This window comes from Streptomyces sp. NPDC012510, assembly GCF_042955065.1.
Taxonomy (GTDB): Bacteria; Actinomycetota; Actinomycetes; order Streptomycetales; family Streptomycetaceae; genus Streptomyces.
In genome coordinates, this window is sequence record NZ_JBIBEN010000019.1 from 104,768 (window position 1) to 126,583 (window position 21,816).

General features: G+C 71.9%; 16 protein-coding genes, 3 pseudogenes and 1 riboswitch. Of the genes and pseudogenes, 10 read left to right on the forward strand and 9 right to left on the reverse strand.

What is annotated here, in order from left to right; translation table 11 throughout:
- Positions 1–125 precede the first annotated feature (125 nt).
- From ACFY9I_RS30645 to ACFY9I_RS30655, 3 genes are all read right to left on the reverse strand, one after another.
- A complete protein-coding gene (locus ACFY9I_RS30645; protein WP_391007455.1) occupies positions 126–1,679 on the reverse strand; it encodes a methyltransferase domain-containing protein in 1,554 nt (517 codons plus the stop codon).
- Positions 1,680–1,954: 275 nt separating this feature from the next.
- Positions 1,955–2,368, reverse strand: a complete 414-nt coding sequence (locus ACFY9I_RS30650; RefSeq protein ID WP_391007457.1) for a transposase — start codon at positions 2,366–2,368, stop codon at positions 1,955–1,957.
- A gap of 179 nt (positions 2,369–2,547) precedes the next feature.
- On the reverse strand, positions 2,548–3,282 hold the full coding sequence (locus ACFY9I_RS30655; RefSeq protein ID WP_391007458.1) for an alpha/beta hydrolase: 735 nt from the start codon (positions 3,280–3,282) through the stop codon (positions 2,548–2,550).
- 295 nt (positions 3,283–3,577) lie between these two features.
- Here ACFY9I_RS30655 and ACFY9I_RS30660 point away from each other — a divergent pair, with 295 nt between their 5' ends.
- From ACFY9I_RS30660 to ACFY9I_RS30675, 4 genes and pseudogenes are all read left to right on the forward strand, one after another.
- Complete coding sequence (locus tag ACFY9I_RS30660; protein WP_391007460.1) at positions 3,578–4,165, forward strand: hypothetical protein; 588 nt, start codon at positions 3,578–3,580, stop codon at positions 4,163–4,165.
- Positions 4,166–4,400: 235 nt separating this feature from the next.
- On the forward strand, positions 4,401–4,778 hold the full coding sequence (locus ACFY9I_RS30665; protein ID WP_391007462.1) for a nuclear transport factor 2 family protein: 378 nt from the start codon (positions 4,401–4,403) through the stop codon (positions 4,776–4,778).
- A 351-nt stretch (positions 4,779–5,129) separates the two neighbouring features.
- Positions 5,130–5,556, forward strand: a pseudogene (locus tag ACFY9I_RS30670) (Lrp/AsnC family transcriptional regulator).
- A 160-nt stretch (positions 5,557–5,716) separates the two neighbouring features.
- Positions 5,717–5,896: pseudogene (locus ACFY9I_RS30675) on the forward strand (phospholipid carrier-dependent glycosyltransferase); the annotation flags it as partial.
- On the opposite strand, the gene ACFY9I_RS30680 reads toward ACFY9I_RS30675, so the two are convergent.
- Positions 5,841–6,779: an NAD(P)-binding domain-containing protein gene (locus ACFY9I_RS30680; RefSeq protein ID WP_391007464.1), complete on the reverse strand. Its 939-nt coding sequence runs from the start codon at positions 6,777–6,779 to the stop codon at positions 5,841–5,843. The pseudogene ACFY9I_RS30675 and the gene ACFY9I_RS30680 sit on opposite strands and share 56 nt — an antisense overlap.
- A 148-nt stretch (positions 6,780–6,927) precedes the next feature.
- Between ACFY9I_RS30680 and ACFY9I_RS30685 the strand changes: the two genes are divergently transcribed.
- The 3 genes from ACFY9I_RS30685 (at position 6,928) to cobM (ending at position 9,854) form a co-directional block, all read left to right on the forward strand.
- Positions 6,928–7,524, forward strand: coding sequence for a TetR family transcriptional regulator C-terminal domain-containing protein (locus ACFY9I_RS30685; protein ID WP_391007466.1), 597 nt, complete (start codon positions 6,928–6,930; stop codon positions 7,522–7,524).
- A 345-nt stretch (positions 7,525–7,869) separates the two neighbouring features.
- Complete coding sequence (gene cbiE / locus ACFY9I_RS30690) at positions 7,870–9,108, forward strand: precorrin-6y C5,15-methyltransferase (decarboxylating) subunit CbiE (protein ID WP_391007468.1); 1,239 nt, start codon at positions 7,870–7,872, stop codon at positions 9,106–9,108.
- Complete coding sequence (gene cobM / locus ACFY9I_RS30695) at positions 9,105–9,854, forward strand: precorrin-4 C(11)-methyltransferase (RefSeq protein ID WP_391007470.1); 750 nt, start codon at positions 9,105–9,107, stop codon at positions 9,852–9,854. Before cbiE ends, cobM begins: the two co-directional genes overlap by 4 nt.
- Before the next feature lie 380 nt (positions 9,855–10,234).
- On the opposite strand, the gene ACFY9I_RS30700 is transcribed toward cobM, so the two are convergent.
- Positions 10,235–11,386, reverse strand: a complete 1,152-nt coding sequence (locus ACFY9I_RS30700) for a cobalt-precorrin-5B (C(1))-methyltransferase (protein WP_391007472.1) — start codon at positions 11,384–11,386, stop codon at positions 10,235–10,237.
- Positions 11,387–11,404: 18 nt separating this feature from the next.
- Here ACFY9I_RS30700 and ACFY9I_RS30705 point away from each other — a divergent pair, with 18 nt between their 5' ends.
- Positions 11,405–12,151: a cobalt-precorrin-6A reductase gene (locus ACFY9I_RS30705; protein WP_391007474.1), complete on the forward strand. Its 747-nt coding sequence runs from the start codon at positions 11,405–11,407 to the stop codon at positions 12,149–12,151.
- 115 nt (positions 12,152–12,266) lie between these two features.
- Here ACFY9I_RS30705 and ACFY9I_RS30710 read toward each other — a convergent pair whose 3' ends face one another.
- The 3 genes from ACFY9I_RS30710 to cobG all read right to left on the reverse strand — a co-directional run bounded on the left by ACFY9I_RS30710 (position 12,267) and on the right by cobG (position 15,821).
- Positions 12,267–13,757 (reverse strand): precorrin-2 C(20)-methyltransferase, encoded by a 1,491-nt coding sequence (locus tag ACFY9I_RS30710; RefSeq protein ID WP_391007475.1) that lies wholly within the window; start codon positions 13,755–13,757, stop codon positions 12,267–12,269.
- Complete coding sequence (locus tag ACFY9I_RS30715) at positions 13,754–14,386, reverse strand: precorrin-8X methylmutase (protein ID WP_391007477.1); 633 nt, start codon at positions 14,384–14,386, stop codon at positions 13,754–13,756. The genes ACFY9I_RS30710 and ACFY9I_RS30715 overlap by 4 nt, the downstream gene beginning before the upstream one ends.
- A 118-nt stretch (positions 14,387–14,504) precedes the next feature.
- Positions 14,505–15,821 (reverse strand): precorrin-3B synthase, encoded by a 1,317-nt coding sequence (cobG, locus tag ACFY9I_RS30720; protein WP_391007570.1) that lies wholly within the window; start codon positions 15,819–15,821, stop codon positions 14,505–14,507.
- 118 nt (positions 15,822–15,939) lie between these two features.
- Positions 15,940–16,016, forward strand: a riboswitch (cobalamin riboswitch).
- A gap of 93 nt (positions 16,017–16,109) precedes the next feature.
- On the opposite strand from cobG, the gene cobN reads away from it, so the two are divergent.
- On the forward strand, positions 16,110–19,739 hold the full coding sequence (gene cobN, locus ACFY9I_RS30725; RefSeq protein ID WP_391007479.1) for a cobaltochelatase subunit CobN: 3,630 nt from the start codon (positions 16,110–16,112) through the stop codon (positions 19,737–19,739).
- 437 nt (positions 19,740–20,176) lie between these two features.
- On the opposite strand, the pseudogene ACFY9I_RS30730 reads toward cobN, so the two are convergent.
- Positions 20,177–20,663 (reverse strand): annotated as a pseudogene (locus tag ACFY9I_RS30730) (sugar ABC transporter ATP-binding protein); the annotation flags it as partial.
- Between the two features lie 295 nt (positions 20,664–20,958).
- On the opposite strand from ACFY9I_RS30730, the gene ACFY9I_RS30735 reads away from it, so the two are divergent.
- Positions 20,959–21,810 carry a fumarylacetoacetate hydrolase family protein gene (locus tag ACFY9I_RS30735; RefSeq protein WP_391007481.1) on the forward strand — a complete coding sequence of 284 codons (852 nt, stop codon included), beginning with the start codon at positions 20,959–20,961 and terminating at the stop codon, positions 21,808–21,810.
- Positions 21,811–21,816: the final 6 nt, after the last annotated feature.

Below are 21,816 nucleotides of genomic sequence, written 5' to 3' on the forward strand. Positions count from 1 at the left end.
GGCCCGCGCCAGTCCCCCCCCGCCGCCGGAGGTGGTCCCCTGCGGCCCGCCCCGGGGGGGGGGGGCGGCCGGCGGCGGGGCGGCGGGGGCCCGGCCCCGTCGTGCGGCGCGCGGCGTCGGAGGGCTCAGTCCCGGGACGCCACCACCCTGGTGAGGGTCAGCACGCGTCCCCCGTCACCGAGGACCGTGTCCGTCTCCCCCCGGGCTGGGCCGGCCGTCCACTCCGGGTCGCCGAACTCCGCGCAGGTGCGGCTCCACAGCAGCCACTCCCGCCAGCCGTCCTCCAGGCTGTCTGCGGTCTCCACCGAGACCACCCCGCTCCGCTCCCAGTGCCGACGCCACCACGAGGAGGTGCGGAACGTCCAGAAGTCCGCCTCCGTCTGCCACTCCGACAGGTGCTCCGGCACCGGCTCGGGGTCCAGGTCGATCGTCGTCCCCGGGGCCGCCATGCCGATCTGCCCGCCCGGCCGCACGCACCGTGCCAACGTCGGCAGATAGCGGACGTCCGTCCCGAAGTAGTGGTACGCGTCCACGCTCACGACCGCGTCGAAGTACCCGTCGGCGAAGGGCAGTTCATGCGCCTCGACGCGCATCGGCGTCACCGATCCCGCGCCCGTGTCGGTCTCGCGCAGGCGCCGCCAGTTCTCCCCGGGGGCTATCCACAAGTCGGCCGCTGTGACGTGCACGCCGAACTCCCGGGCCAAAAACACCGAGGTGAGAGCTGTTCCGCAGCCGAGGTCGAGCACCCGCATGCCCGGCTCCAGCTGCATCGCTCCGGTGAGCCACTCCGTCAGCCACAGCGGGTGCGGTCCCATCACGTTGGCCATGACCCACGCCGGGTCGTACGCCGCGCTGCGCGGATACCGCGGCAGCGTCAACCGCTCGGCCAGCACGCCGGGTTCGGCGACGGGTGACTTCCACAGCGAGACCTGCCCGCCGCCGTCGCCCGTCTCTTCGGGTTTCCGGGCGACGACCCGTGCGAGCCCCAGCGTCCGTCCCGCGTCCGCCCGCAGCATCGCGGCGACGCCGGCCGAGCCCCGCTCGGGGTCGGCCGCGAGTACCGCCTCCTCCCAGGCGAGCCAGTTCGCCGCGCCGTCCGGGAGGAGGTCCGCACGGTCGATGTCCACTTTCCCCGAGGACTCCCACAGCCGCCGCCACCACTGCGGGGTGTGCCAGCCGTTGAACTCCCAGTCCCACCACGGCGCGAGGTGCTCGGGCGCGCGGCCGTCCAGCTCCTGTGTGGTGCCCGGGGTGACGACGCCGATCTGCCCTCCGGGCCGTACGAACCGCAGCAGGGACTGCAGGAACCAGTGGTCCGTGCCGAAGTACTCGTAGGCGTCGACGCATACCACCGCGTCGAAGTACCCCTCGGCGAACTTCAGGTCGTGCGCGTCGGCGCGCAGCGGGACGACCGAGTCCTCGACGCCGGCCGCGCGGATCCGCTCCCAGTTCTCGGACGGGTCGATCCACAGGTCTGCGGCGGTGACGTGGACGCCGAACTCGCGGGCGAGGAAGACGGACGTCAGGGCGCGCCCGCAGCCGAGGTCGAGGACACGCATGCCCGGCCGGAGATCCATCGCGGCGGTCAGCTCCTCGACGAGCCAGAGGGCGTTGGGCCCCATCTGGTTCTCGAGAACCCAGTCGGCCGGGTAGGCCGCGGCGCGCGGCGCACTGCTCACGGCAATACGGTTCTGAAACTTTGTCAGGTCAAACGAAGAGTCGCTCATGGCGAGAGAAAGGTTCCTTGTCGAGGGAGATCAAGGACCCGGAGAACTGAACGGACGAAGGGTCGCGGCGTCAGCCCCGGGCCCGGAAGGCGGGGATGGCGGAAGCACTGCGCGCGGCAGCGCCGAACCCGACGGTCATCAACCCACCTCCTCATGCCTCGAACAGCTCCCCGAACGACGGCGTGCACAGTACCAGACCGCCCGTGGGCGTGGGCTCTTGGCCCGGATCACCCCCGCGCGGACCGGCCGCATGCATGAGGCGCTCGACCGTGCAGCGGGCCACCTCGAAGCCCTCGCGCAGGAGGGCGGAAGTGGTCCTTCACCATCTCTCGATCAACATCGCTCCTCGTGGCGCACAGCTCCGCGGCGAAGAAAGCCGAGGCGGACTTCAATATCGCATTCGCCCGCCGCAGTTCCCTCACCTCCCGCTCCAGCCCTGCGATCCGGGCGGTATCCGTGCCGGTGGTGCCGGGCACGATGCCCTCGTCGGTCTCGGCGCGCTTGACCCAGCCGCGCAGGGCCTCGGGGTGCACCTCCAACTGGTCGGCGATGCGCTTGATCGCACCGGCACGGCCGGCCGGATCCTTGCGGGCTTCGATCGCCAACCGCGTCGCACGCTCGCGCAGTTCGTCGGAGTACATACGGGGAGCTGCCGTGATCGGCGTCCTTCAGGGTCTTCGATGTCTCCATCAAACCCGGGGCGGTTCAGTGTTCGGCAGGGGGCCGTGTGTGAAGAGCCGAGGAGGCCGGGACCTGGCCCCAGAGGGGGAAGCATCCTGGCCGACACGGATACCGTCTGCTGGTGGCTTGACGCCCGGCGTCACTTCAGGTGCCGGGCGAGGAATCGGCCTGCTTCGTCGCCTGCGGACTGCGGGACGCCGGTGTGCCCGCCCATGTTGGCGTGCAGGGTCTTCTCCTTGGAGCCGAAGGCGTCGAACAGGTCCAGGGCCGCCTGCCGGTCGTTCCCTTCGTCGTCCCACTGCAGCAGGACGTGCAGCGGAATGGTGACCTGGCGGGCCTCCTCGAACATGGCCCGGGGGACGAAACTCCCGGCGAACAGAACGGCGGCCGAGATGCGCGGCTCGACCACCGCCAGCCGGGTCCCGATGGAGATCACTCCCCCCGAGTACCCGACCGGGCCGCCGATCTCGGGCAGCGACAGGAGGGCGTCCAGGGCGGCCTGCCATTCCGGGACCGACTTGTCGACGAGCGGGAGGATGAGGGCGTCGATGATCTCGTCGCTGACCGGCTCGCAGGCCTCCATGGCCCGGCGCAGGTCGGCGCGGGCCTGCTCAGCGGCGGGCCAACGGGGCCGGTCGCCGCTTCCGGGGAGCTCGATGGTAGCCGTGGCGAAGCCGTCCGCCGCAGCGTGCCGGGCCCGGGCCACCAGCCGGGGGTACGTCTTGCGCAACCCGAGGGGAGGGGGGCTGAGCAGGATCAGCGGCGCCGGTGCGGACGCGGATGCGGGCGTCCACAGGATGCCGGGGATCTCACCGAGGGTGAATTCGCGCTCGAGGACAGCGTCGTCGAGGCGCTGTTCAGAAGTGAAGTGCATGGTCGTACCTTTCGAGGGCGCCTTTGAACGGCGCTCCCGGACGACCTATCGCCCGACCGTGACCCCGGAGGGGAGCACCCATGTCGATACGTTCACGGGTACCACCTCCTCGCTCTCTCGCACGGCTTCCGGAAACGTAGCAGTGGCTGCCGTGGTTCCGCCAACGGGTTTTGCGGAGGCTCTGTGGCCGAACACCATGGTGTCGGAGTCTCGCCTGTCACTGGTTTCGCGATCGCCGGGCTCCGATCTCGGGGGGTCTTACGGTGCGCTGCGGGGCGGCGGATAGCGTGCGGGCATGGCGATGACGGGGAAGCGTCGGGTTCTGCACCGGCAGGGCAGCGGGTTCTGGAGGATGACGGCGAAGTGGGTTCTGGTCTTCGGGGTCCTGTACCTGCTGGACGGCGGGCTGCTCCGGTCGTGGGGCGAAGCTCTGGTCTGGCCGCTGATCGGGATCCTGCTGTGGGTGCCGTTCGGGATAGGCGTCGTCTGGTACCCGAAGAAGGACCAGCGCGTCGAGCTGACGGCGCGTGAACTGCGTGTTCGGCGCAAGCGGCTGCCGATGGAGAAGGTGCACCTGCTGCACGTGGCGCGGCTGTGGCTGGAGGGGCGGTCAACCGCGGATGACCAGCCGGTGCTCGAATGGACACGGTCCGACCGGGTGGTATGGGTGCCGCTGCGGGACGGCCGAGCGTTCGGCGTGGAGTTCCGCGACCCGGCCGCCTTCGCCAAGGTTTTCGGCGCCTTCGCGGTCGAGGCGTGCGGTGGGCCCGACATCGTCCGCGCGAGGGCCGCAGCGGAGACCTACCCGGAGCCGCGCCCGATGCGGCCCCGCCCCGCCGACGACCCGGGCTCCTGGCTGGACCTCCTGGACATCTTCAACTGACAGCCGCTAACGCCGGCGAAGGGCAGCACTCCGTCAGGGACACGGGGAACCGCACAGGGCCGGCGTTTCAGACCGACTCCCCGGGAGGCGTCTTACACGAACACCTGCCGGTCCGCGAGAGGAGTAAAGGTCACGCGCGTGATCACGGAGGTGGTCTGCGGACGCTCGGCCAGGACGCCGTCCTCGAACTTCGTTCCGAAGCCCGCGCCACCGCCACCTGTGGGAGGCTCCGTCGATGGAATCTTCGAAGGTGATCGAAAGACTGTGGGACCGGATCCAGGCTCGGGACTGGGCAGGCGTCGCCGAGTTGATCGCGGAGGATGTCGTAGTCGAGTGGCCGATCAGCCTCGAGCGCATCATCGGCCGGGAAAACTTCGTCGCGGTGAACCGTGAATATCCGGCGGGCTGGTCGATTCGGGTGCTGAAGGTGGTGGCCGAGGGCGATGAAGTCGTCTCCGAGGTCGAAGTGCCACACGACAGCCTTGGCGTCTTCCGCGCGGCATCGTTCTGGACTGTCCGTGACGGGCAGATCGTCCGTGGGACGGAGTACTGGACGAGCCTGGGAGCGGACCCGCAGCCTGAATGGCGGGCCGACCTCGTCGAACCGATGTAGTACGGCCGGCCTCTCCGAGCCCGGTCTCCATCGCACCAGGGCTGTTGGAGGCACCTGCCTCGCAGAAGGAGGCCTGGACCCGCCGCGTTCGCCGGAAGTACGGGCCCACTGGCGTGCGTCGACGGCAGTCGCCAGGCTGACCCGTGGCGCGAAGAAGCGGCCCCGTCGCCCGGATGGACAGGGCGACGGGGTCAGCGTCGGCGGGGTGCCCGTCGGCGGGGTGCCCACGCTCCAGGGCGCCGGCGTCGGGCGCGATCCGTACGGCGACGTTGCCATGTCTTTCCAGAGGCCGAACCGCAGGCCGCTCGCGCGCGCGGATCGAGGCCGACGCCGCCGCCGGGGCACGCCGCCGTGCTGAGGACAAGGAACGCTGCTGTCAGGAGCGCGGCGGCTACAAAGACGAGCAGGCCGTCGCCGACGCCGGGGACAGCGGCGAACGAAGCCCAACTCCCCGCACTGCGCGAGTCGGGGGTGATCCGCCCTACGACGGTCGAGGTGGATTCCGCCGCGGTCGACGGACGAGTGCCGGCCTTTGCCATGGTCGACTCATCCGCATGGATCGGCGACTCCGGCGAGTGCTTCGCCGCGATCCCTGAGCTGCAGGAAGCCCACATCATCGCTGGGCAGCGCGTCGGTCCTGGTCAAGGTCAGGACCGAGACGACCGAACAACTCCAAGACGTCCTGCGGCGGTTGTACGAGATCGAGGGTGTCAGCGGCACCCATGCGACGGTGGCCCTGGAGACGTTCTTCGAGAGCCCGGTGTCGACGGGAGTCTGAGCAACGCTCATGTGCCGATAGCAGGTGAACAGGTGCGAATTTCGGCCCGGGCGACGGAGCGTCATCGGCGCGCTGGAGCATGTTCGGCTTCACGGAAATCCTGGCAGAGCCGTCGGGATTCCCGTTGGCGGCCAGCTAGTGCTCCGGTCAGACTTCGTGTGGCGTGCTGCTGGGTCCGCCGGGCATGGGCGCCGAGCGCCGCAGACGGGGCGTACTGGTGACGGGCGGACTCGTCCTGCTCATCGCCTGGGACTTCATCTACTTCTTCCCGCTCTACTCAGGCTTCACGATCCCGTATCCCGACCGGCGTTCCCGACTGTGGCTGGACACCTGGTTCTGAGTTCCAGTGCGCGTAGCACGGCCACCATGTCCTCGGCCCCGTACCCCTGTTCGACGGTCTCGCCGTACAGGGCGTGGCAGACGTCGAGGAGGGGGGAGGCGAGGCCTGCCGCGCGGGCGGCTTCCGCGATCAGCCGGTTGTTCTCCAGGACGTTCGTCGCCGCGGCCTGGACCGTGAAGTCGCGGCCCAGCAGTTTCGGCCCCTTCACCCGGGAGACGGCGCTGGCCATGGGGCCCGCGTCCAGGACGTCCCGGAGCAGGCGCTGGTCGAGGCCGTGCCGGTCGGCGAAATGGAACGCCTCGGCGAGACCGGTGACCATCGTGATCAGGAAGAGGTTCACGGAGAACTTCATCAGCAGCGCGCCCGGTACCGCGCCGCAGCCGAACGTCTCCCGGCACACGGGTGCGAGCAGGGACCGTACGGTGTCGACCGTGTCCTCGTCACCTGCCAGCATCCCCACCAGTTCGCCCTGTTCGGCCGGGACACGGGAGCCGGAGACCGGCGCCTCGACGTAGCGGCCGCCCGCCGCACGGAGGTCGTCCCGCAGGCCGGTCGAGTAGGTGGCCGAGGTCGTGCCCATGTGGACGACGGTGTGCCCGGTGACGAGCGGAGCGAAGTCCGGGGTGCCGCGTCCCAGCACGGTGTCCACGGCGGTCTCGTCGGCCAGCATCAGGAACACCGTGGCGGCACGGTCGAAGACCTCGGCGGGGCTGGCCGCGATCTCGGCTCCGGCGGCATGGACGAGGTCACACCTGGCGGGGGTGCGGTTCCAGACGACGAGGGGCGTGCCGGCGCGGGCGAGGTTGAGGGCCATGGGCTGTCCCATGACCCCGAGACCGATGAAGCCGACGGTATCGACGGAATCGGCGGAATCGACGTTCACGATGCACTGCCTTTCCGGGCTGATGCGCTGTGCGGGCGTCACCGCGCGTGTGTCACCGGGGCTATGACAGCGGTCATAGTAGTCGGTGTCATGACCGTGGTCATAGTGTGAGGGCGGTGTATTCGCGTGGTGCGGTGGAGGTCGAGCGATGGCGAAGTCCGAACGAGGGCCGCGTGAGCGGATGGTCTTCAGCGCGGCCCAGCTCATCCGGCGCGGCGGGGTCGCCTCGACGGGTATGCGTGAGGTTGCCGTCCATGCCGAGGCGCCGCGCGGTTCGCTCCAGCACTACTTCCCCGGCGGCAAGGAGCAGCTCGTCAACGAGGCGGTCGGCTGGGCGGGCCAGTATGCGGGCAACCGTGTCGCCCGTTTCCTCGCCGCGCTGCCCGAGCCGACGCCGGGCGGGCTGTTCGCCGAGATGGTGCGGCAGTGGACCGACGAGTACGAGGCCACCGGTTTCGCCGGCGGCTGTCCGGTCGCCGCCGCCACGGTGGACTGCGCGGCGTCCACCGTGTCAACGCGCGAGGCGGCCGCCGCCGCGTTCGCCGGCTGGACCGGGCCGGTGGCCCGGGCCCTGACGGACATGGGGGTGCCCGAGGAGCGGTCGCGTTCTCTCGCCACACTCATGATCAGCGCCCTGGAGGGGGCGATCCTCATGGCCCGTGCCGAGCGGGACGTCCGCGCCCTGACGACCGTGGCCCGCGAACTGGTCCCGCTCCTCGACGAGGCGGTGGGCGGGCGCCACTGACGGCCGCCGGCCCGGTGCTGAAGTCGCGTCGCCGCATCGCTACATCGAGGTCGCATCGAGCAGTGCACGGAGTGACGGGAAAGCGCTTTCTGGGGTGAAGCTAGGGGTGCCGCCGTGAACGCATCAATAGATGTGTACGTGATCCTTGTCTGCATGCGTGAACGAGCATGGAGGTGCCGGTGCTCCGTTCCGCGACCTCCCTAGACGGCACATGACGGGTACCCGAGCGCGCGTGCGCGACCGCCGGGCCAGTAGAGTGCGCCCCTGTTGCCTCCCGGAGAGGCGATCGAGAGCCGTCCGCCAAGAACGAGGTAGCGCGCAGTGACCCCCGCACGACCAGGACCGATGCCTGCCGTCACCGTCGTCGGGATCGGGGCCGACGGCTGGCAAGGGCTCCCCGAGGTCTCCCGCACCACGCTGCGTGAGGCCGAGGTGGTCATCGGGGGTCGGCGCCAACTGGACCTGTTGCCGTCCGAGTGCGCGGGGGAGCGGACCGCCTGGCCCTCACCGCTGCGGCCCGCCGTGGCCGGGCTGCTCGCCGCGCACGCCGGACGCCGGATCGCCGTACTCGCCAGCGGTGACCCCATGTTCTACGGCATCGGCCGGGCCCTCGCCGAGGAGACGGAGGCCTTGCGCGTCCTGCCGCACCCTTCCTCCGTCTCCTACGCCGCCGCCCGCCTCGGCTGGCCGCTGGAGGACATCGAGGTGGTCACCCTCGTCGGGCGGCCCCTGGCCGGGCTCGCCGCCGCCTTGCACCACGGCCGACGACTCCTGGTCCTGAGCGCGGACGCCGACACCCCGGGCGAGGTCGCCGCCCTGCTGCGGGACCGCGGCTTCGGACCCAGCCGGATGCGGATCCTCGAACAACTCGGCGGGGAGCGGGAGAGTACGAGCGACGAGACCACCGCCGACGTGTGGTCGCGGCCACGACCGCCCGGCGATCCCCTCAACATCGTCGCCGTGGAATGCCGGCGGGCCCCGGACGCGCTACGGCTCGGCGCCGTGCCGGGGCTCACGGACGAGGCGTACGAGCACGACGGGCAGCTCACCAAGCGGCATGTGCGCGCCGCCACGCTCGGGGTGCTCGCCCCGGCGCCCGGCGAGTTGCTCTGGGACGTCGGCGGCGGCTCGGGCTCGATCGCCATCGAGTGGATGCGTACACACCCCTCCTGCCGGGCGGTCACCGTCGAGCGGGATCCGGTGCGGGCCGAGCGCATCACCCGCAACGCCGAACGGCTCGGTGTGCCGGGGCTGCGGGTCGTCACCGGTGACGCACCCGCCGTACTGGACGGACTCCCGCGGCCCGACGCCGTGTTCGTCGGCGGCGGGCTCACGGCGCCCGGCCTCCTCGACGCGTGCTGGGAGGCGCTGCCCGACGACGGTCGGCTGGTCGCCAACACCGTGACGCTGGAGTCAGAGGCGCTGCTCGCCGACGCCCACCGGCGTCACGGCGGCACGTTGGTGCGGCTCGCGGTGGCGCACGCCGTGCCCGTGGGCGGCTTCACCGGGTGGCGGCAGGCGATGCCGGTGACCCAGTGGGCCGCGTGGAAGACCCTCGACACCCTCTCTGGAGCAGACAGATGACCGTGTACTTCATCGGCGCCGGCCCCGGTGCCGCCGACCTGATCACGGTGCGCGGCGCCCGTACGCTCGCCGTCTGCCAGGTCTGTCTGTACGCGGGCAGCCTGGTCCCGCGTGAACTGCTGGCCGAATGCCCGCCGGGCGCACGGCTGGTGGACACCGCGCGGCTCGATCTGGACCAGATCACCGCCGAGTTGGTGCGGGCCCATGAGGAGGGCCACGACGTGGCCCGGCTGCACTCGGGGGATCCGTCCGTGTTCAGCGCGGTCGCTGAGCAGATGCGGCGGCTGGACGCGGCCGGAGTGCCGTACGAGGTGGTGCCGGGAGTGCCCGCCTTCGCCGCGGCGGCGGCATCCCTGAAGCGGGAGCTGACCGTGCCGACCGTCGGCCAGACCGTCATCCTCACCCGTGTCGCCCACCGGGCCACCCCCATGCCCGAGGGCGAGGACCTGGCCACGCTCGGCCGCAGCGGCGCGCTGATCGTGCTGCACCTGGCGGCCAGGTACGTGGACCGCGTGGTGGACGAGCTGCTGCCGCACTACGGCGCCGACTGCCCCACCGCGGTCGTCGCGTACGCCTCGCGGCCGGAGGAGCTGATCATCCGGGGCACGCTCGACGAGATCGTAGGGAGGGTGAAGGATGCGGGTGTGCTGCGCACGGCTGTGATCATGGTCGGGCGGACGCTGGGGGCGGAGCAGTTCCGCGACAGCCACCTGTACTCGCCGGGGCGGGAGCGGCACAGCTGCTGAGGGGCCGGGTGCGTTGTCGGGTGCGGGTGGGTGAGGGCTTCTCGCGCAGTTCCCCGCGCCCCTGAAAGACCAGGCCCCCGCGCCGCTGGAAGAGCAGGCTCCCGCGTCGCTGGAAGGCCAGGCTCCCGCGTCGCTGGAAGAGCAGGCTCCCGCGTCGCTGGAAGGCCAGGCTCCCGCGTCGCTGGAAGAGCAGACCCCGCGCAGTTGGAAGACCACGTCTCCGCAGGCCTGGAAGCGGACGGCTCTGCGGGCCGAAGAAGTACAACTGCGGGCCGAAAAAGGCACGGGGGCAGCCCCTGCTCCTTAGGGGCGCGGGGAACTGCGCGAGAAGCCCCACGCACCCGCGCCCGACAACGCATGTGACGAGTGGGCCCGGCGCGTCAGCGCACCCCGCTGCGGCCCACGATCGTCCCCGCGCGGTCGACGCAGATCACGTCGACCGCGACGGGTGCGCCGCGCAGCACGGCCAGGGCCTCGTCGCGGGCCGCCGTGGCCACCAGGTCGCCCAGCGGCACCCCGGCCGCCTGGCAGAGCTGGAGCGCGGCGAGCCCGGTGTTGGCGGCGGCCACCTCGGCGGCCAGCGTCTCGTCCGCGCCGCCCCGACGGGCCAGTTCGGCGAGGAAGCCCCTGTCGACCTGGGAGCGGGCGGAGTGCAGGTCGAGGTGGCCGGCGGCGAGCTTGGAGAGCTTGGCGAAGCCGCCGCAGATCGTCAGCCGGTCGACGGGGTGCCGGCGGACGTACTTCAGCACCGCGCCCGCGAAGTCGCCCATGTCGAGCAGGGCGTCCTCCGGCAGGTCGTAAGCGGCGACGACCGTCCTCTCCGACGTCGACCCCGTGCACCCGGCGACATGCGTCCGCCCGGCCGCCCGCGCCACGTCCACGCCCCGCCGGATGGAGTCGATCCACGCCGAGCAGGAGTACGGGACCACGATCCCGGTGGTGCCGAGGATGGACAGACCACCCAGGATGCCGAGGCGCGGGTTCCAGGTGGAGCGGGCGATCTCCTCGCCGTGGTCGACGGAGACGGTGATCTCGACGTCGCCGGTGCCCCCGTGGCGGGCGGCGACCTCGGCGACGTGGGCCCGCATCATCTGGCGGGGCACCGGGTTCACGGCGGGCTCGCCGACGGGCAGGGGCAGCCCGGGGAGGGTGATCGTCCCGACGCCGGGGCCCGCCCTGAACACCACCCCGGCCCCCGGCGCCAGCCGCCGCACGGTGACGCGGACCAGGGCGCCGTGCGTGACGTCCGGATCGTCGCCCGCGTCCTTCACGATCCCCGCCATCGCGGTCGTACCGGTCAGTTCCTCGGCGGCGAGCGCGAACGACGGGGTCTGGCCCTTCGGCAGGGTGATGGCGACCGGGTCGGGGAACTCCCCGGTCAGCAGGGCGGTGTACGCGGCCGTCGTCGCCGCGGTCGCACAGGCACCGGTGGTCCAGCCGTGCCGAAGCCCGGTGTGCTTGAGTTGGGCCGCGCGACCACCCTTCGCCGCACCGGCCGCCCCACCGGCGCCTTGCTCTCCACTGCTGCTCATGAACGGATCCGGACTCCCATGCACGTACTGATACTCGGCGGAACCACGGAGGCCCGCCGCCTGGCCGAACTGTTGCACGGCACTCCCGGCCTGCGGCTGACCACCTCCCTGGCGGGACGTGTCGCCAACCCCCGGCTGCCCCCGGGCGAGGTCCGCGTCGGCGGCTTCGGTGGCGCCGAGGGGCTGGCCGGATGGCTCGGTGACCACGGGGTGGACGCTCTCATCGACGCCACCCATCCTTTCGCCGGGACCATGAGTTTCCACGCGGCACGGGCTGCCGCCACCGCCCATGTTCCCCTGCTGGCGCTGCGCCGGCCCGGCTGGGTCCCGACGGACGGCGACGACTGGCACGACACCGCCTCCCTGGAGGAGGCCGCGAAGCTGCTGCCCACCCTCGGCCGGCGGGTGTTCCTCACCACCGGACGCATGGGCCTGGCGGCCTTCGCCGCAATGGACGACCTGTGGTTCCTCGTACGGTCCGTGGACGCGCCCGAGGCTCCCTACCCGGCCCGGACGGAGGTGGTGCTCGACCGGGGCCCCTTCACACTCGACGGAGAACGTGAGCTGCTGCGCCGCCACCGTGTCGACGTCGTGGTGACGAAGGACAGCGGGGGAGCGGCTACCGCGCCGAAGCTGACGGCCGCACGGGAGGCAGGGCTGCCCGTCGTCGTGGTGCGCAGGCCGCCCGTGCCCGAGGACGTTCCCGTGGCGACCGACCCCGAGGGGGCCACCCAGTGGGTCGAGGAGCGCCTGCGCACCCGCTGAACCCGACGGTGTGCAATGCCCACCCGTGGTGCGGCACGACGGGGTGCGGCGCCCGTGTCCGTGGCGCGGCGCGACAGGGTGCGGCGCCGCTCCCGTGGCGCGGCGCCGCACGTCCTCACCCCTCCGGATACCGGCGAGGCGTCCAGACGATCTCCTCGCCGTCCCCACGCCGTACGGCTTGCGTCTGCGAGGAGCCGACCAGCAGGATCGTGCGCATGTCGACCTCGGCCGGGTCCAGGTCGGCCAGCCGAACGATCCGGACGCGTTCGCCGGAGCCGCCCACGTCCCGCGCGACCACGACCGGCGTGTCCGGCGCCCGGTGCTCCAGCAGCAGCTCGCGAGCCTTGCCGACCTGCCAGGTGCGGCTGCGCGAGCCAGGGTTGTACAGGGCCAGCACCAGGTCCGCCGAGGCCGCCGCACGCAGCCGCTCGGCGATGACCTCCCACGGCTTGAGCCGGTCGGAGAGGGAGAGGACGGCGTAGTCGTGCCCGAGCGGGGCGCCCGCGCGGGCCGCCGCCGCGTTGGCGGCGGTCACGCCCGGCAGCACCCGCACCGGGACATCCGCGTACTCCTTCTGCGAGGCGACCTCCAGGACCGCCGTCGCCATGGCGAAGACCCCCGGGTCCCCACCGGAGACGACCGCGACCCGCCGACCGCGCCGGGCCAGGTCCAGGGCGAACTCGGCGCGCTCCGACTCGACCCGGTTGTCCGAGCCGTGACGGACCTGGCCCGCGCGCCGCGGCACCCGGTCCAGATAGGTCGTGTAACCGACCAGGTCGTCGGCGGCGGCGAGCGCGCCCCGTGTCTCGGGCGTCAGCCACAGCGGACCGGCGGGCCCGGTCCCGACCACCACGACCTCACCCCGCTCGCGCGCCTCGGGCCGCTCGGCGTCGACCTGGCTGGGCAGCACGGCCACCGAGAAGTACGGCACCGACTCCGGGTCCACGTCCGCCAGTTCGCCGATCCGCTCCCCGGGCATGGTGGCCCGTTCCACATAACGGGCCTCGCCGAGCCGCCCTGAACTCTCCAGCGCGCCACGCACCTTGGTGAAGGTCCGCCCCAGCTTCATCACCACGGCCACGTCCGTCGCGGCGAGCCGCGCGGTCAGCTCCTCCTCGGGCAGGGTCCCGGGCAGGATCGTCAGCACCTCCTCGCCCTCGACGAGCGGCGCGCCCAGCCGGGCGGCGGCGGCGGACACGGAGGTGACACCGGGGACGACCTCGGTGTCGTAGCGGTCCACCAGCCGCTTGTGCATATGCATGTAGGAGCCGTAGAAGAGCGGGTCGCCCTCCGCGAGGACCGCGACCGTGCGGCCCGCGTCGAGATGCGCGGCCAGCCGGGCCGACGCCTCCGCGTAGAACTCCTCCATCGCGCCCTTGTAGCCGCCGGGATGGTCAGTGGTCTCCGTCGTCAGCGGGTAGACCAACCGTTCCTCGATGTGGTCGGCGCGCAGGTGCTTCGCGGCGATCGAGCGGGCGATGGAACGGCCGTGCCGGGCGCTGTGATACGCGATCACGTCCGCCTCGGAGATCACCTCGACGGCCCGGACGGTCATCAGGGACGGGTCGCCGGGGCCGAGCCCGACCCCGTACAGCTTGCCGCTCACTCTTCCTCACTCGCGATCGCGTTGAGCGCGGCGGCGGCGATCGCGCTTCCGCCCCGACGTCCGCGTACGACGATGTGGTCCAGGGCCGAGGGGTGTTCGACGAGCGCGTCCTTGGACTCGGCGGCGCCGACGAACCCGACGGGCACACCGATGACGGCGGCGGGCCGGGGAGCCCCCTCGTCGATCATCTCCAGCAGCCGGAACAGCGCGGTGGGCGCGTTGCCGACGGCGACCACCGAGCCCTCCAGCCGGTCCCGCCACAGCTCCAGCGCGGCGGCGCTGCGTGTGGTGCCCAGCTTCGCGGCCAACTCGGGGACGCCCGGGGCGGAGAGCGTGCACAGCACGTCGTTGTCGGCGGGCAGCCGCTTGCGCGTCACCCCGCTGGCCACCATCTGGACGTCGGTGAAGATCGGTGCCCCGGCACGCAGGGCCTCGCGGGCGCGGGCCACCACGTCGGCGGTGTACGCCAAGTCCCGTACCAGGTCGACCATTCCGCAGGCGTGGATCATCCGGACCGCGACCTGGCTGACGTCGGCGGGCAGGGCCGCGAGGTCCGCCTCCGCGCGGATGGTGGCGAAGGACTGCCGGTAGATCGCCGGGCCGTCCTTCTCGTAGTCGTACGTGGTCACGGTGGTCTTCTCACTGCTCTCGTCGTCGTACGGGTGTCGTTGGTGCGGGTGTCGTTCGTTGCTGTTCTTGCTGTTCGTGCCGTTCGTGGTCTTCGTGTGCTGCGTGTGCTGCGTGGGACTAGGGGGTTATCTCTGCGAGGGCGGTGGCGAGTTGGCCGGTGCCGGCCATCGACGCGGTGCGTGGGGCCTGTCCCGGGGTGGTGCGGGAGAGTTCGTAGCCGCCGCCCGGCACGGCCACCACGTCGACGCGTTCGCCCCGGGGGTGCCCGCAGCGGCGCTCGCATCCGGACCAGTACAGGGGGAGGCCACCCGTGTGCCCGGCCGCGTCGAGGCTCGCGGTCGCGTCCGCCCGTACGTCCGCAAGGGACTTGGCGCACCCGGGCCGCCCGACGCAGGCCCCTACGCGGAGCCAGGGGGAGGCGGGATCGGTGACGAGGCCGGTCATGGAGAGCCGGGCGAGCGCGTCGGCCGCCCGCTCCTCGCTCAGGCCCGGCACCGGGATCACGACTCCGCGCCAGGGGGTCAGCCGCAGTTCACGACGGGCGGTGGTGGACGCGAGTGCGGTCAACTCCCGCCACTGAAGGGCGGTGAGGCGACCGAGTGGGGCGTGTACGGACAGGGCGTCGCAGACGGCTCCGAGGGGCGGCCCCCCGGCCGGGGGCCTCCCGGTCTCCGTACGGGCCCGGCCCACCGCGTCGATCCCGGCGGCGGCCAGACGGTCGCGGACCCGGTGGAGCAGCTCGTCCTGGAGCGGCAGTTCGGTCACCCGCCAGACCCGGGCCCCGCTCTCCCGCGCCGTCCGCAGAAAGGCCTCGGCTGCCGTGAGCGCGGCACGGGGTGCGGCGTCCCCCGGGAGCAACAGGGTTTCCTCAGCCGTTCCCAGGAGCAGCGCCGCCCGGCCGCGCCCGGCCGCCCGGACGGTCACATCGGCGTCGAGTCCCGCCACATCGCCCCGCCCGTCGTCGAGCGCGAACAGGAAGCGGCCGGACAGCTCCCGGGCCGCCTCGCTCGCACACAGCGCCGTGTCGAGGGCCGACAGCCAGGGCCGTACGTCCCGCAGGCCCCGCCCGTCGAGACCGGACAGCGGAGAGGCGACGATGTTGCGCACCCGCTCGTGCCCGGCGGAGGGGAGCAGCCCGGCCGCGTCCAGCGACTCGGCCAGCGCGGCCCCGCAGCCGTCGGCCAGGCCCCGCAACTGCACATTGCCGCGAGAGGTGAGGTGAAGATCACCATCGCCGAGCCGTAGTGCCGTCTCCGCGAGAGCCTCGGCCTGCCGGACGGTCAGCACACCGCCCGGTACCCGGACCCGCGCCAGCGCCCCGTCGTCCGCCGCGTGCAGCCGCAGCGTCCCCGGGCAGGCGTCGCCACGGTCCCGTGTGACCGCTGTGGCCTGGGAAGATGAGCGCAGGGGAGGCGTGGGCATGGCGGCGAGCATACCCATCGGCACCCCGGACGTATCCTCCGCCCTTTTGCGGCGACCCTCTTTTTGAGGCGACCCTTACTATGCTGCTTGGTGGATCATCCGGTCCATCGACGCCACCACGGCGACAGGGGAGGAAGCCCGGTGTGAGTCCGGCGCGGTCCCGCCACTGTGAGCCCGTCCCTGGAGGGTCGGGCGAGTCAGGAACTCCCTTCCCCGTACCGCTCGGCCCCGCCCGAGCAGGGGAGATTCAACGATCCGACACCGCCCGGGGCGCGGACCCCGAGGAAGGCCAGCCGCCGCATGCAGCCATCGCCCGGGGAGCGCTCCGCGCAGCCCCGTATCCTGCTCCTGTCGACGTCCGACACCGACCTGCTCAGCGCCCGCGCGGCCGCCGGCCCGGTCCCGTACCGCTTCGCCAACCCCTCCCGCCTCGCACTGGACGACCTCCCCGCTCTCCTCGACGGCGTCGAGCTGGTCGTCGTACGCCTCCTCGGTGGCATCCGGGCCTGGCAGGACGGCCTCGACCTGCTGCTCGCCGACGGCCGCCCGGTCGTCGTCCTCACCGGTGAACAGGCCCCGGACGCCCAGCTGATGGCCGCCTCCACGGTCCCGGTCGGCATCGCCGCCGAGGCCCACGCCTATCTCGCCCACGGCGGCCCCGCCAACCTGGAGCAGCTGGCCCGCTTCCTCTCCGACACCGTCCTGCTCACCGGGCACGGCTTCGACGCGCCCGCGCCCGCCCCGTCCTGGGGCCCGCTGGAGCGCACCCCGCGCGCGGGCACCGACGGCCCGACCGTCGCCGTGCTCTACTACCGGGCCCACCACATGAGCGGCAACACCGCCTTCGTGGACGCCCTGTGCGAGGCGATCGAGGACACCGGAGCCCGCGCACTCCCGCTGTACGTGGCGTCCCTGCGCGCTCCCGAGCCCGAGCTGATCGAGGAACTCCGCGCCGCCGACGCCATCGTCACCACCGTTCTCGCGGCGGGCGGCACGAAGCCCGCCACGGCCTCCGCCGGCGGCGACGACGAGTCCTGGGACGCGGGGGCCCTCACCGGTCTCGACGTGCCGATCCTCCAGGCCCTGTGCCTGACCGGTTCGCGCGCCGCTTGGGAGGAGAACGACGAGGGCGTCTCCCCGCTCGACGCGGCCAGCCAGATCGCCGTGCCCGAGTTCGACGGCCGTCTGATCACCGTCCCGTTCTCCTTCAAGGAGATCGACGAGGACGGCCTTCCGGCCTACGTCGCCGACCCCGAGCGCGCCGCCCGGGTCGCCGGGATCGCCGTGCGTCACGCGCGACTTCGTCACATCCCGGCCGCCGACAAGCGCCTGGCGCTCGTGCTGTCCGCCTACCCGACCAAGCACTCCCGCATCGGCAACGCGGTCGGCCTGGACACGCCCGCCAGCGCCGTCGCACTGCTGCGCCGACTGCGCGACGAGGGCTACGACTTCGGTGGCGCCGACGTCCCCGGCCTCGCCTCCGGCGACGGCGACGAGCTGATCCGCGCGCTCATCGAAGCCGGTGGCCACGACCAGGACTGGCTCACCGAGGAGCAGCTGGCCCGCAACCCGGTCCGTATCCCGGCGGCCGACTACCGCCGCTGGTACGCCACCCTCCCCGAGGACCTGCGCACGTCCGTGGAGGAGCACTGGGGCCCGGCGCCCGGCGAGATGTTCGTCGACCGCAGCCGCAACCCCGAGGGCGACATCGTCCTCGCGGCCCTGCGTTTCGGGAACCTGCTGATTCTCATCCAGCCCCCGCGCGGCTTCGGCCAGAACCCGATCGCGATCTACCACGACCCGGATCTCCCGCCCTCCCACCACTACCTGGCCGCCTACCGCTGGATCGCCGCCCGTGCCGAGGACGGCGGCTTCGGAGCCGACGCGATGATCCACCTCGGCAAGCACGGAAACCTGGAGTGGCTGCCGGGCAAGAACGCGGGCCTGTCGGCCGCCTGTGGCCCCGACGCAGCCCTCGGCGACCTCCCCCTGATCTACCCGTTCCTGGTCAACGACCCCGGCGAGGGCACCCAGGCCAAGCGCCGCGTCCACGCCACCCTCGTCGACCACCTGGTCCCGCCGATGGCCCGCGCCGACTCCTACGGCGACATCGCGCGCCTGGAGCAACTCCTCGACGAGTACGCCCAGATCTCCTCCATGGACCCGGCCAAGCTCCCGGCGATCCGCGCCCAGATCTGGACCCTCATCCAGGCCGCCAGGCTCGACCACGACCTGGGCCTGGACGACCGGCCGGAGGACGACGGCTTCGACGACTTCCTGCTGCACGTCGACGGCTGGCTCTGCGAGGTCAAGGACGCCCAGATCCGCGACGGTCTGCACGTGCTGGGCGCTCCTCCGGGAGGCGTCGACCGCGTCAACCTCGTCCTCGCCATCCTGCGCGCCCGCCAGATCTGGGGCGGCACCACGGCCCTGCCCGGTCTGCGGGAGGCCCTCGGCCTCGACGAGTCCGCCGCGACCCGTACCACCGCCGACGAGGCGGAGGCCAAGGCCCGCGCCCTGGTCGAGCGGATGGAGGACCTCGGCTGGGACCCGGACTCCGTACCCGACGAGCACGGCGAACAGGTCACCGCCGTCCTGGAGTTCGCCGCCCGTGAGGTCGTCCCGCGCCTGCGCGCCACCACCCTCGAACTCCATCACGTCGTCCACGCACTGAACGGCGGCTTCGTCCCGGCGGGACCCTCGGGCTCACCCCTGCGCGGCCTGGTCAACGTCCTGCCGACCGGCCGGAACTTCTACTCGGTCGACCCCAAGGCCGTGCCGTCCCGCCTCGCCTGGGAGACGGGCCAGGCTCTCGCCGACTCCCTGCTGGAGCGCTACCGCGCCGACAACGGCGAGTGGCCCACGTCCGTCGGCCTCTCCCTGTGGGGGACGAGCGCGATGCGCACCGCCGGCGACGACGTGGCGGAGGCCCTGGCCCTGCTCGGCGTCCGCCCGGTCTGGGACGACGCCTCACGCCGGGTGACCGGCCTGGAGGCCATCCCGTACGAGGAGCTGGGCCGCCCGCGCGTCGACGTCACCCTGCGGATCTCGGGCTTCTTCCGGGACGCCTTCCCACACACCATCCAACTGCTCGACGACGCCGTACGCCTGGCCGCGTCGCTGGACGAACCGGCCGAGGCCAACCACGTCCGTGCCCACGTCCAGGCGGACCTCGCCTCGCACGGCGACGAACGCCGGGCCACCACCCGTATCTTCGGCTCCCGCCCCGGCACCTACGGCGCGGGTCTGCTCCAGCTCATCGACTCCCGCGACTGGCGCACCGACGCCGACCTCGCCGAGGTCTACACGGTGTGGGGCGGCTACGCCTACGGCCGTGAGCTCGACGGGCGCCCGGCGCGCGAGGAGATGGAAACCGCGTACAAGCGGATCGAGGTCGCCGCCAAGAACACGGACACCCGCGAGCACGACATCGCCGACTCCGACGACTACTTCCAGTACCACGGCGGCATGGTGGCCACGGTCCGCGCCCTGCGCGGCACGGCCCCCGAGGCGTACATCGGCGACTCCACCCGCCCCGAGACAATCCGCACCCGCACGCTGGTCGAGGAGACCTCGAGGGTCTTCCGGGCCCGCGTGGTCAACCCCAAGTGGATCGAGGCGATGCGTCGCCACGGCTACAAGGGCGCCTTCGAACTCGCCGCCACCGTGGACTACCTGTTCGGCTACGACGCCACCACCGGTGTGGTCGCCGACTGGATGTACGACAAGCTCACCGAGACCTACGTCCTGGACCCGACCAACCGCGAGTTCCTCCAGCAGGCCAACCCCTGGGCCCTGCACGGCATCGCCGAGCGACTGCTGGAGGCGGAGTCGCGGGGGATGTGGGAGAAGCCCGACCCGGCGGTCCTGGAGGAGCTGCGGCAGGTGTATTTGGAGACGGAGGGAGACCTGGAGGGCGACGAGGGCTGACGGCCGCGTGGCCGCCTCCGCCCCTGGGCGGAGGCGGGACCACCTCACCCTGGGGCGGCTCAGAGCGAGCCGTCCGCCGGCATCCCGAGCCGCAGTTCGGCAGTTCGTCGACCTCGGTGACGTGGTGGACGCGACCGGCATGTGACGTCCGTGGCGGCCGGTGCCGTCGTGGTCGGCCCTCGATCGCGCAGAGGGGGCCTCGACGAGACCCGCCGGGTGACCGCTCGTCCGTGAATGCCACGAGGAGGCATCCCCCGGTGCCTACTGCTGCTTCTCGCCGGAGGCGAAGCGCGACGCGAGATGATGCGGCGGCGGACATGACTGCCTTCCGTGCTCTTAGGTGGTGTCGGAGGCGGGGCCGGACGCGCTGTCGGACGTAGGGCTTCCCGCGACCTCGCCGGAGGCGCCGGAGGAGGTGGTTCCGGGGAGGCTTCCGTCCGGCCGGCCACGCCCTCCATGGCGGCGACCACGTGCTCGTCCTTCCAGCCGCGGTCGAACTCGGCGACGGCCCGCCCGTGGAACATCACCACGAGGCGGTCGCACACCTTCAGATCGGCCAGTTCGTCGGAGACGATCAGCGCCGTCTTCCCACCGTCCGCGATCTGCCGGATCCGGCGCAGCAGGAACTTCTTCGATTTGACGTCCACCCCGTTGGTGGGCCGGATCGCCACCAACACCTGCGGGTCGGTGGCCAGGGCACGGGCGACGACGCCCTTCTGCTGGCTCCGCCACACTGCGGTTGGTGACCAGGCCCTGCAGATGCCGGTCCTCCGGCACCAGCCCGACACCGACGGACGGCGCCGACGGCACGCTGCCCCCGCGTACACGCCGTCCGCCGACCGAGATCGTGCCCGCCTCGGGGCGACGCAGCCCGGCGACGGCCTCACCCACCAGTACGTGAGTTTGAACGGCCACTACCTCACCGTAGGGGTGAGGATGATTCCTCCGATGTATCTCGGACGTCGAGGACGGTACGACGGTATTGCCGGGGTTGACAAGAGGTCACTGTCGGAGAAGTCGACAGTCCGGTCGCGGGGCATCCGTGATACCTCGATGGGCTGATGTCGCATATGACGGATCCGTGGGCTGCGGGAAGGCTCTCGGTGATCGAATACATCCGAGGAATACGTTGTCAGGTTGGGGGACTGGCCTTAAAGTCGCCGGTGCGCCATTCCTCCGATGAATGAAGGACATCCTCCATGGCTAGGGAGTTGCCCCGGTGAAACTGCTACGCGTCGGTGCCGCCGGCGAGGAGCGGCCTGCTGTCCGCATGGACGACGGCCGGCTGCTGGATTTGTCCTCTGTGGTCTCGGACATCGATGGCGCTTTTCTGGTCTCGGGCGGAGTGGGCCGGGCTCGTGCGGCGGTCGAGGCAGGCGGGTTGCCTGTCCTGGACGCGGTCGGCCTGCGGGTTGGTGCCCCTGTCGCCCGTCCGGGCAAGATCGTCTGTGTCGGGCTGAACTACCGCGACCACGCCGCCGAGACGGGCGCGCCGATCCCGCCGCGTCCGGTGGTGTTCATGAAGGACCCGGGTACGGTCGTCGGCCCGTACGACGAGGTGCTGATCCCCCGTGGTTCGGTGAAGACCGACTGGGAGGTCGAACTGGCGGTCGTGATCGGCCGCCGGGCGCGCTATCTCGACGGACCGGACGCCGCGCGGGAGGTGATCGCGGGCTATGTGGTCAGCCATGACGTCTCCGAGCGTGAGTTCCAGCTGGAGTACTCCTCGCAGTGGGATCTGGGCAAGTCCTGCGAGACCTTCAACCCGCTCGGCCCTTGGCTGGTCACCGCCGACGAGGTCGGCGATCCGCAGAATCTCGGGCTGTGGCTGAGTGTCAATGGTGTGAAGCGGCAGGACGGTCACACCCGCGACATGATCTTCCCGGTCGACCACATCGTGGCGTACCTGAGCCGGTTCATGGTCCTGGAGCCCGGTGACGTGATCAACACCGGTACGCCCGCGGGTGTGGCCCTCGGGCTGCCCGGCACCCCCTTCCTGCGCCCCGGTGACACCGTCGAACTCGGCATCGACGGGCTGGGGAGCCAGCGCCAGACCTTCGGCCGAGCGTGAAAGGCA

Excerpts from the sequence above, each read along its gene's own strand:
- ACFY9I_RS30705 (WP_391007474.1), top strand. The coding sequence starts at position 11,405 with ATGCACGTACTGATACTCGGCGGAACCACGGAGGCCCGCCGCCTGGCC.
- ACFY9I_RS30685 (WP_391007466.1), top strand. The coding sequence starts at position 6,928 with ATGGCGAAGTCCGAACGAGGGCCGCGTGAGCGGATGGTCTTCAGCGCG.
- ACFY9I_RS30650 (WP_391007457.1), bottom strand. The coding sequence starts at position 2,368 with ATGTACTCCGACGAACTGCGCGAGCGTGCGACGCGGTTGGCGATCGAA.
- cobN (WP_391007479.1), top strand. The coding sequence starts at position 16,110 with ATGCAGCCATCGCCCGGGGAGCGCTCCGCGCAGCCCCGTATCCTGCTC.
- cbiE (WP_391007468.1), top strand. The coding sequence starts at position 7,870 with ATGCCTGCCGTCACCGTCGTCGGGATCGGGGCCGACGGCTGGCAAGGG.
- cobM (WP_391007470.1), top strand. The coding sequence starts at position 9,105 with ATGACCGTGTACTTCATCGGCGCCGGCCCCGGTGCCGCCGACCTGATC.
- ACFY9I_RS30665 (WP_391007462.1), top strand. The coding sequence starts at position 4,401 with ATGGAATCTTCGAAGGTGATCGAAAGACTGTGGGACCGGATCCAGGCT.
- ACFY9I_RS30700 (WP_391007472.1), bottom strand. The coding sequence starts at position 11,386 with ATGAGCAGCAGTGGAGAGCAAGGCGCCGGTGGGGCGGCCGGTGCGGCG.
- ACFY9I_RS30660 (WP_391007460.1), top strand. The coding sequence starts at position 3,578 with ATGGCGATGACGGGGAAGCGTCGGGTTCTGCACCGGCAGGGCAGCGGG.
- cobG (WP_391007570.1), bottom strand. The coding sequence starts at position 15,821 with ATGCTCGCCGCCATGCCCACGCCTCCCCTGCGCTCATCTTCCCAGGCC.
- ACFY9I_RS30655 (WP_391007458.1), bottom strand. The coding sequence starts at position 3,282 with ATGCACTTCACTTCTGAACAGCGCCTCGACGACGCTGTCCTCGAGCGC.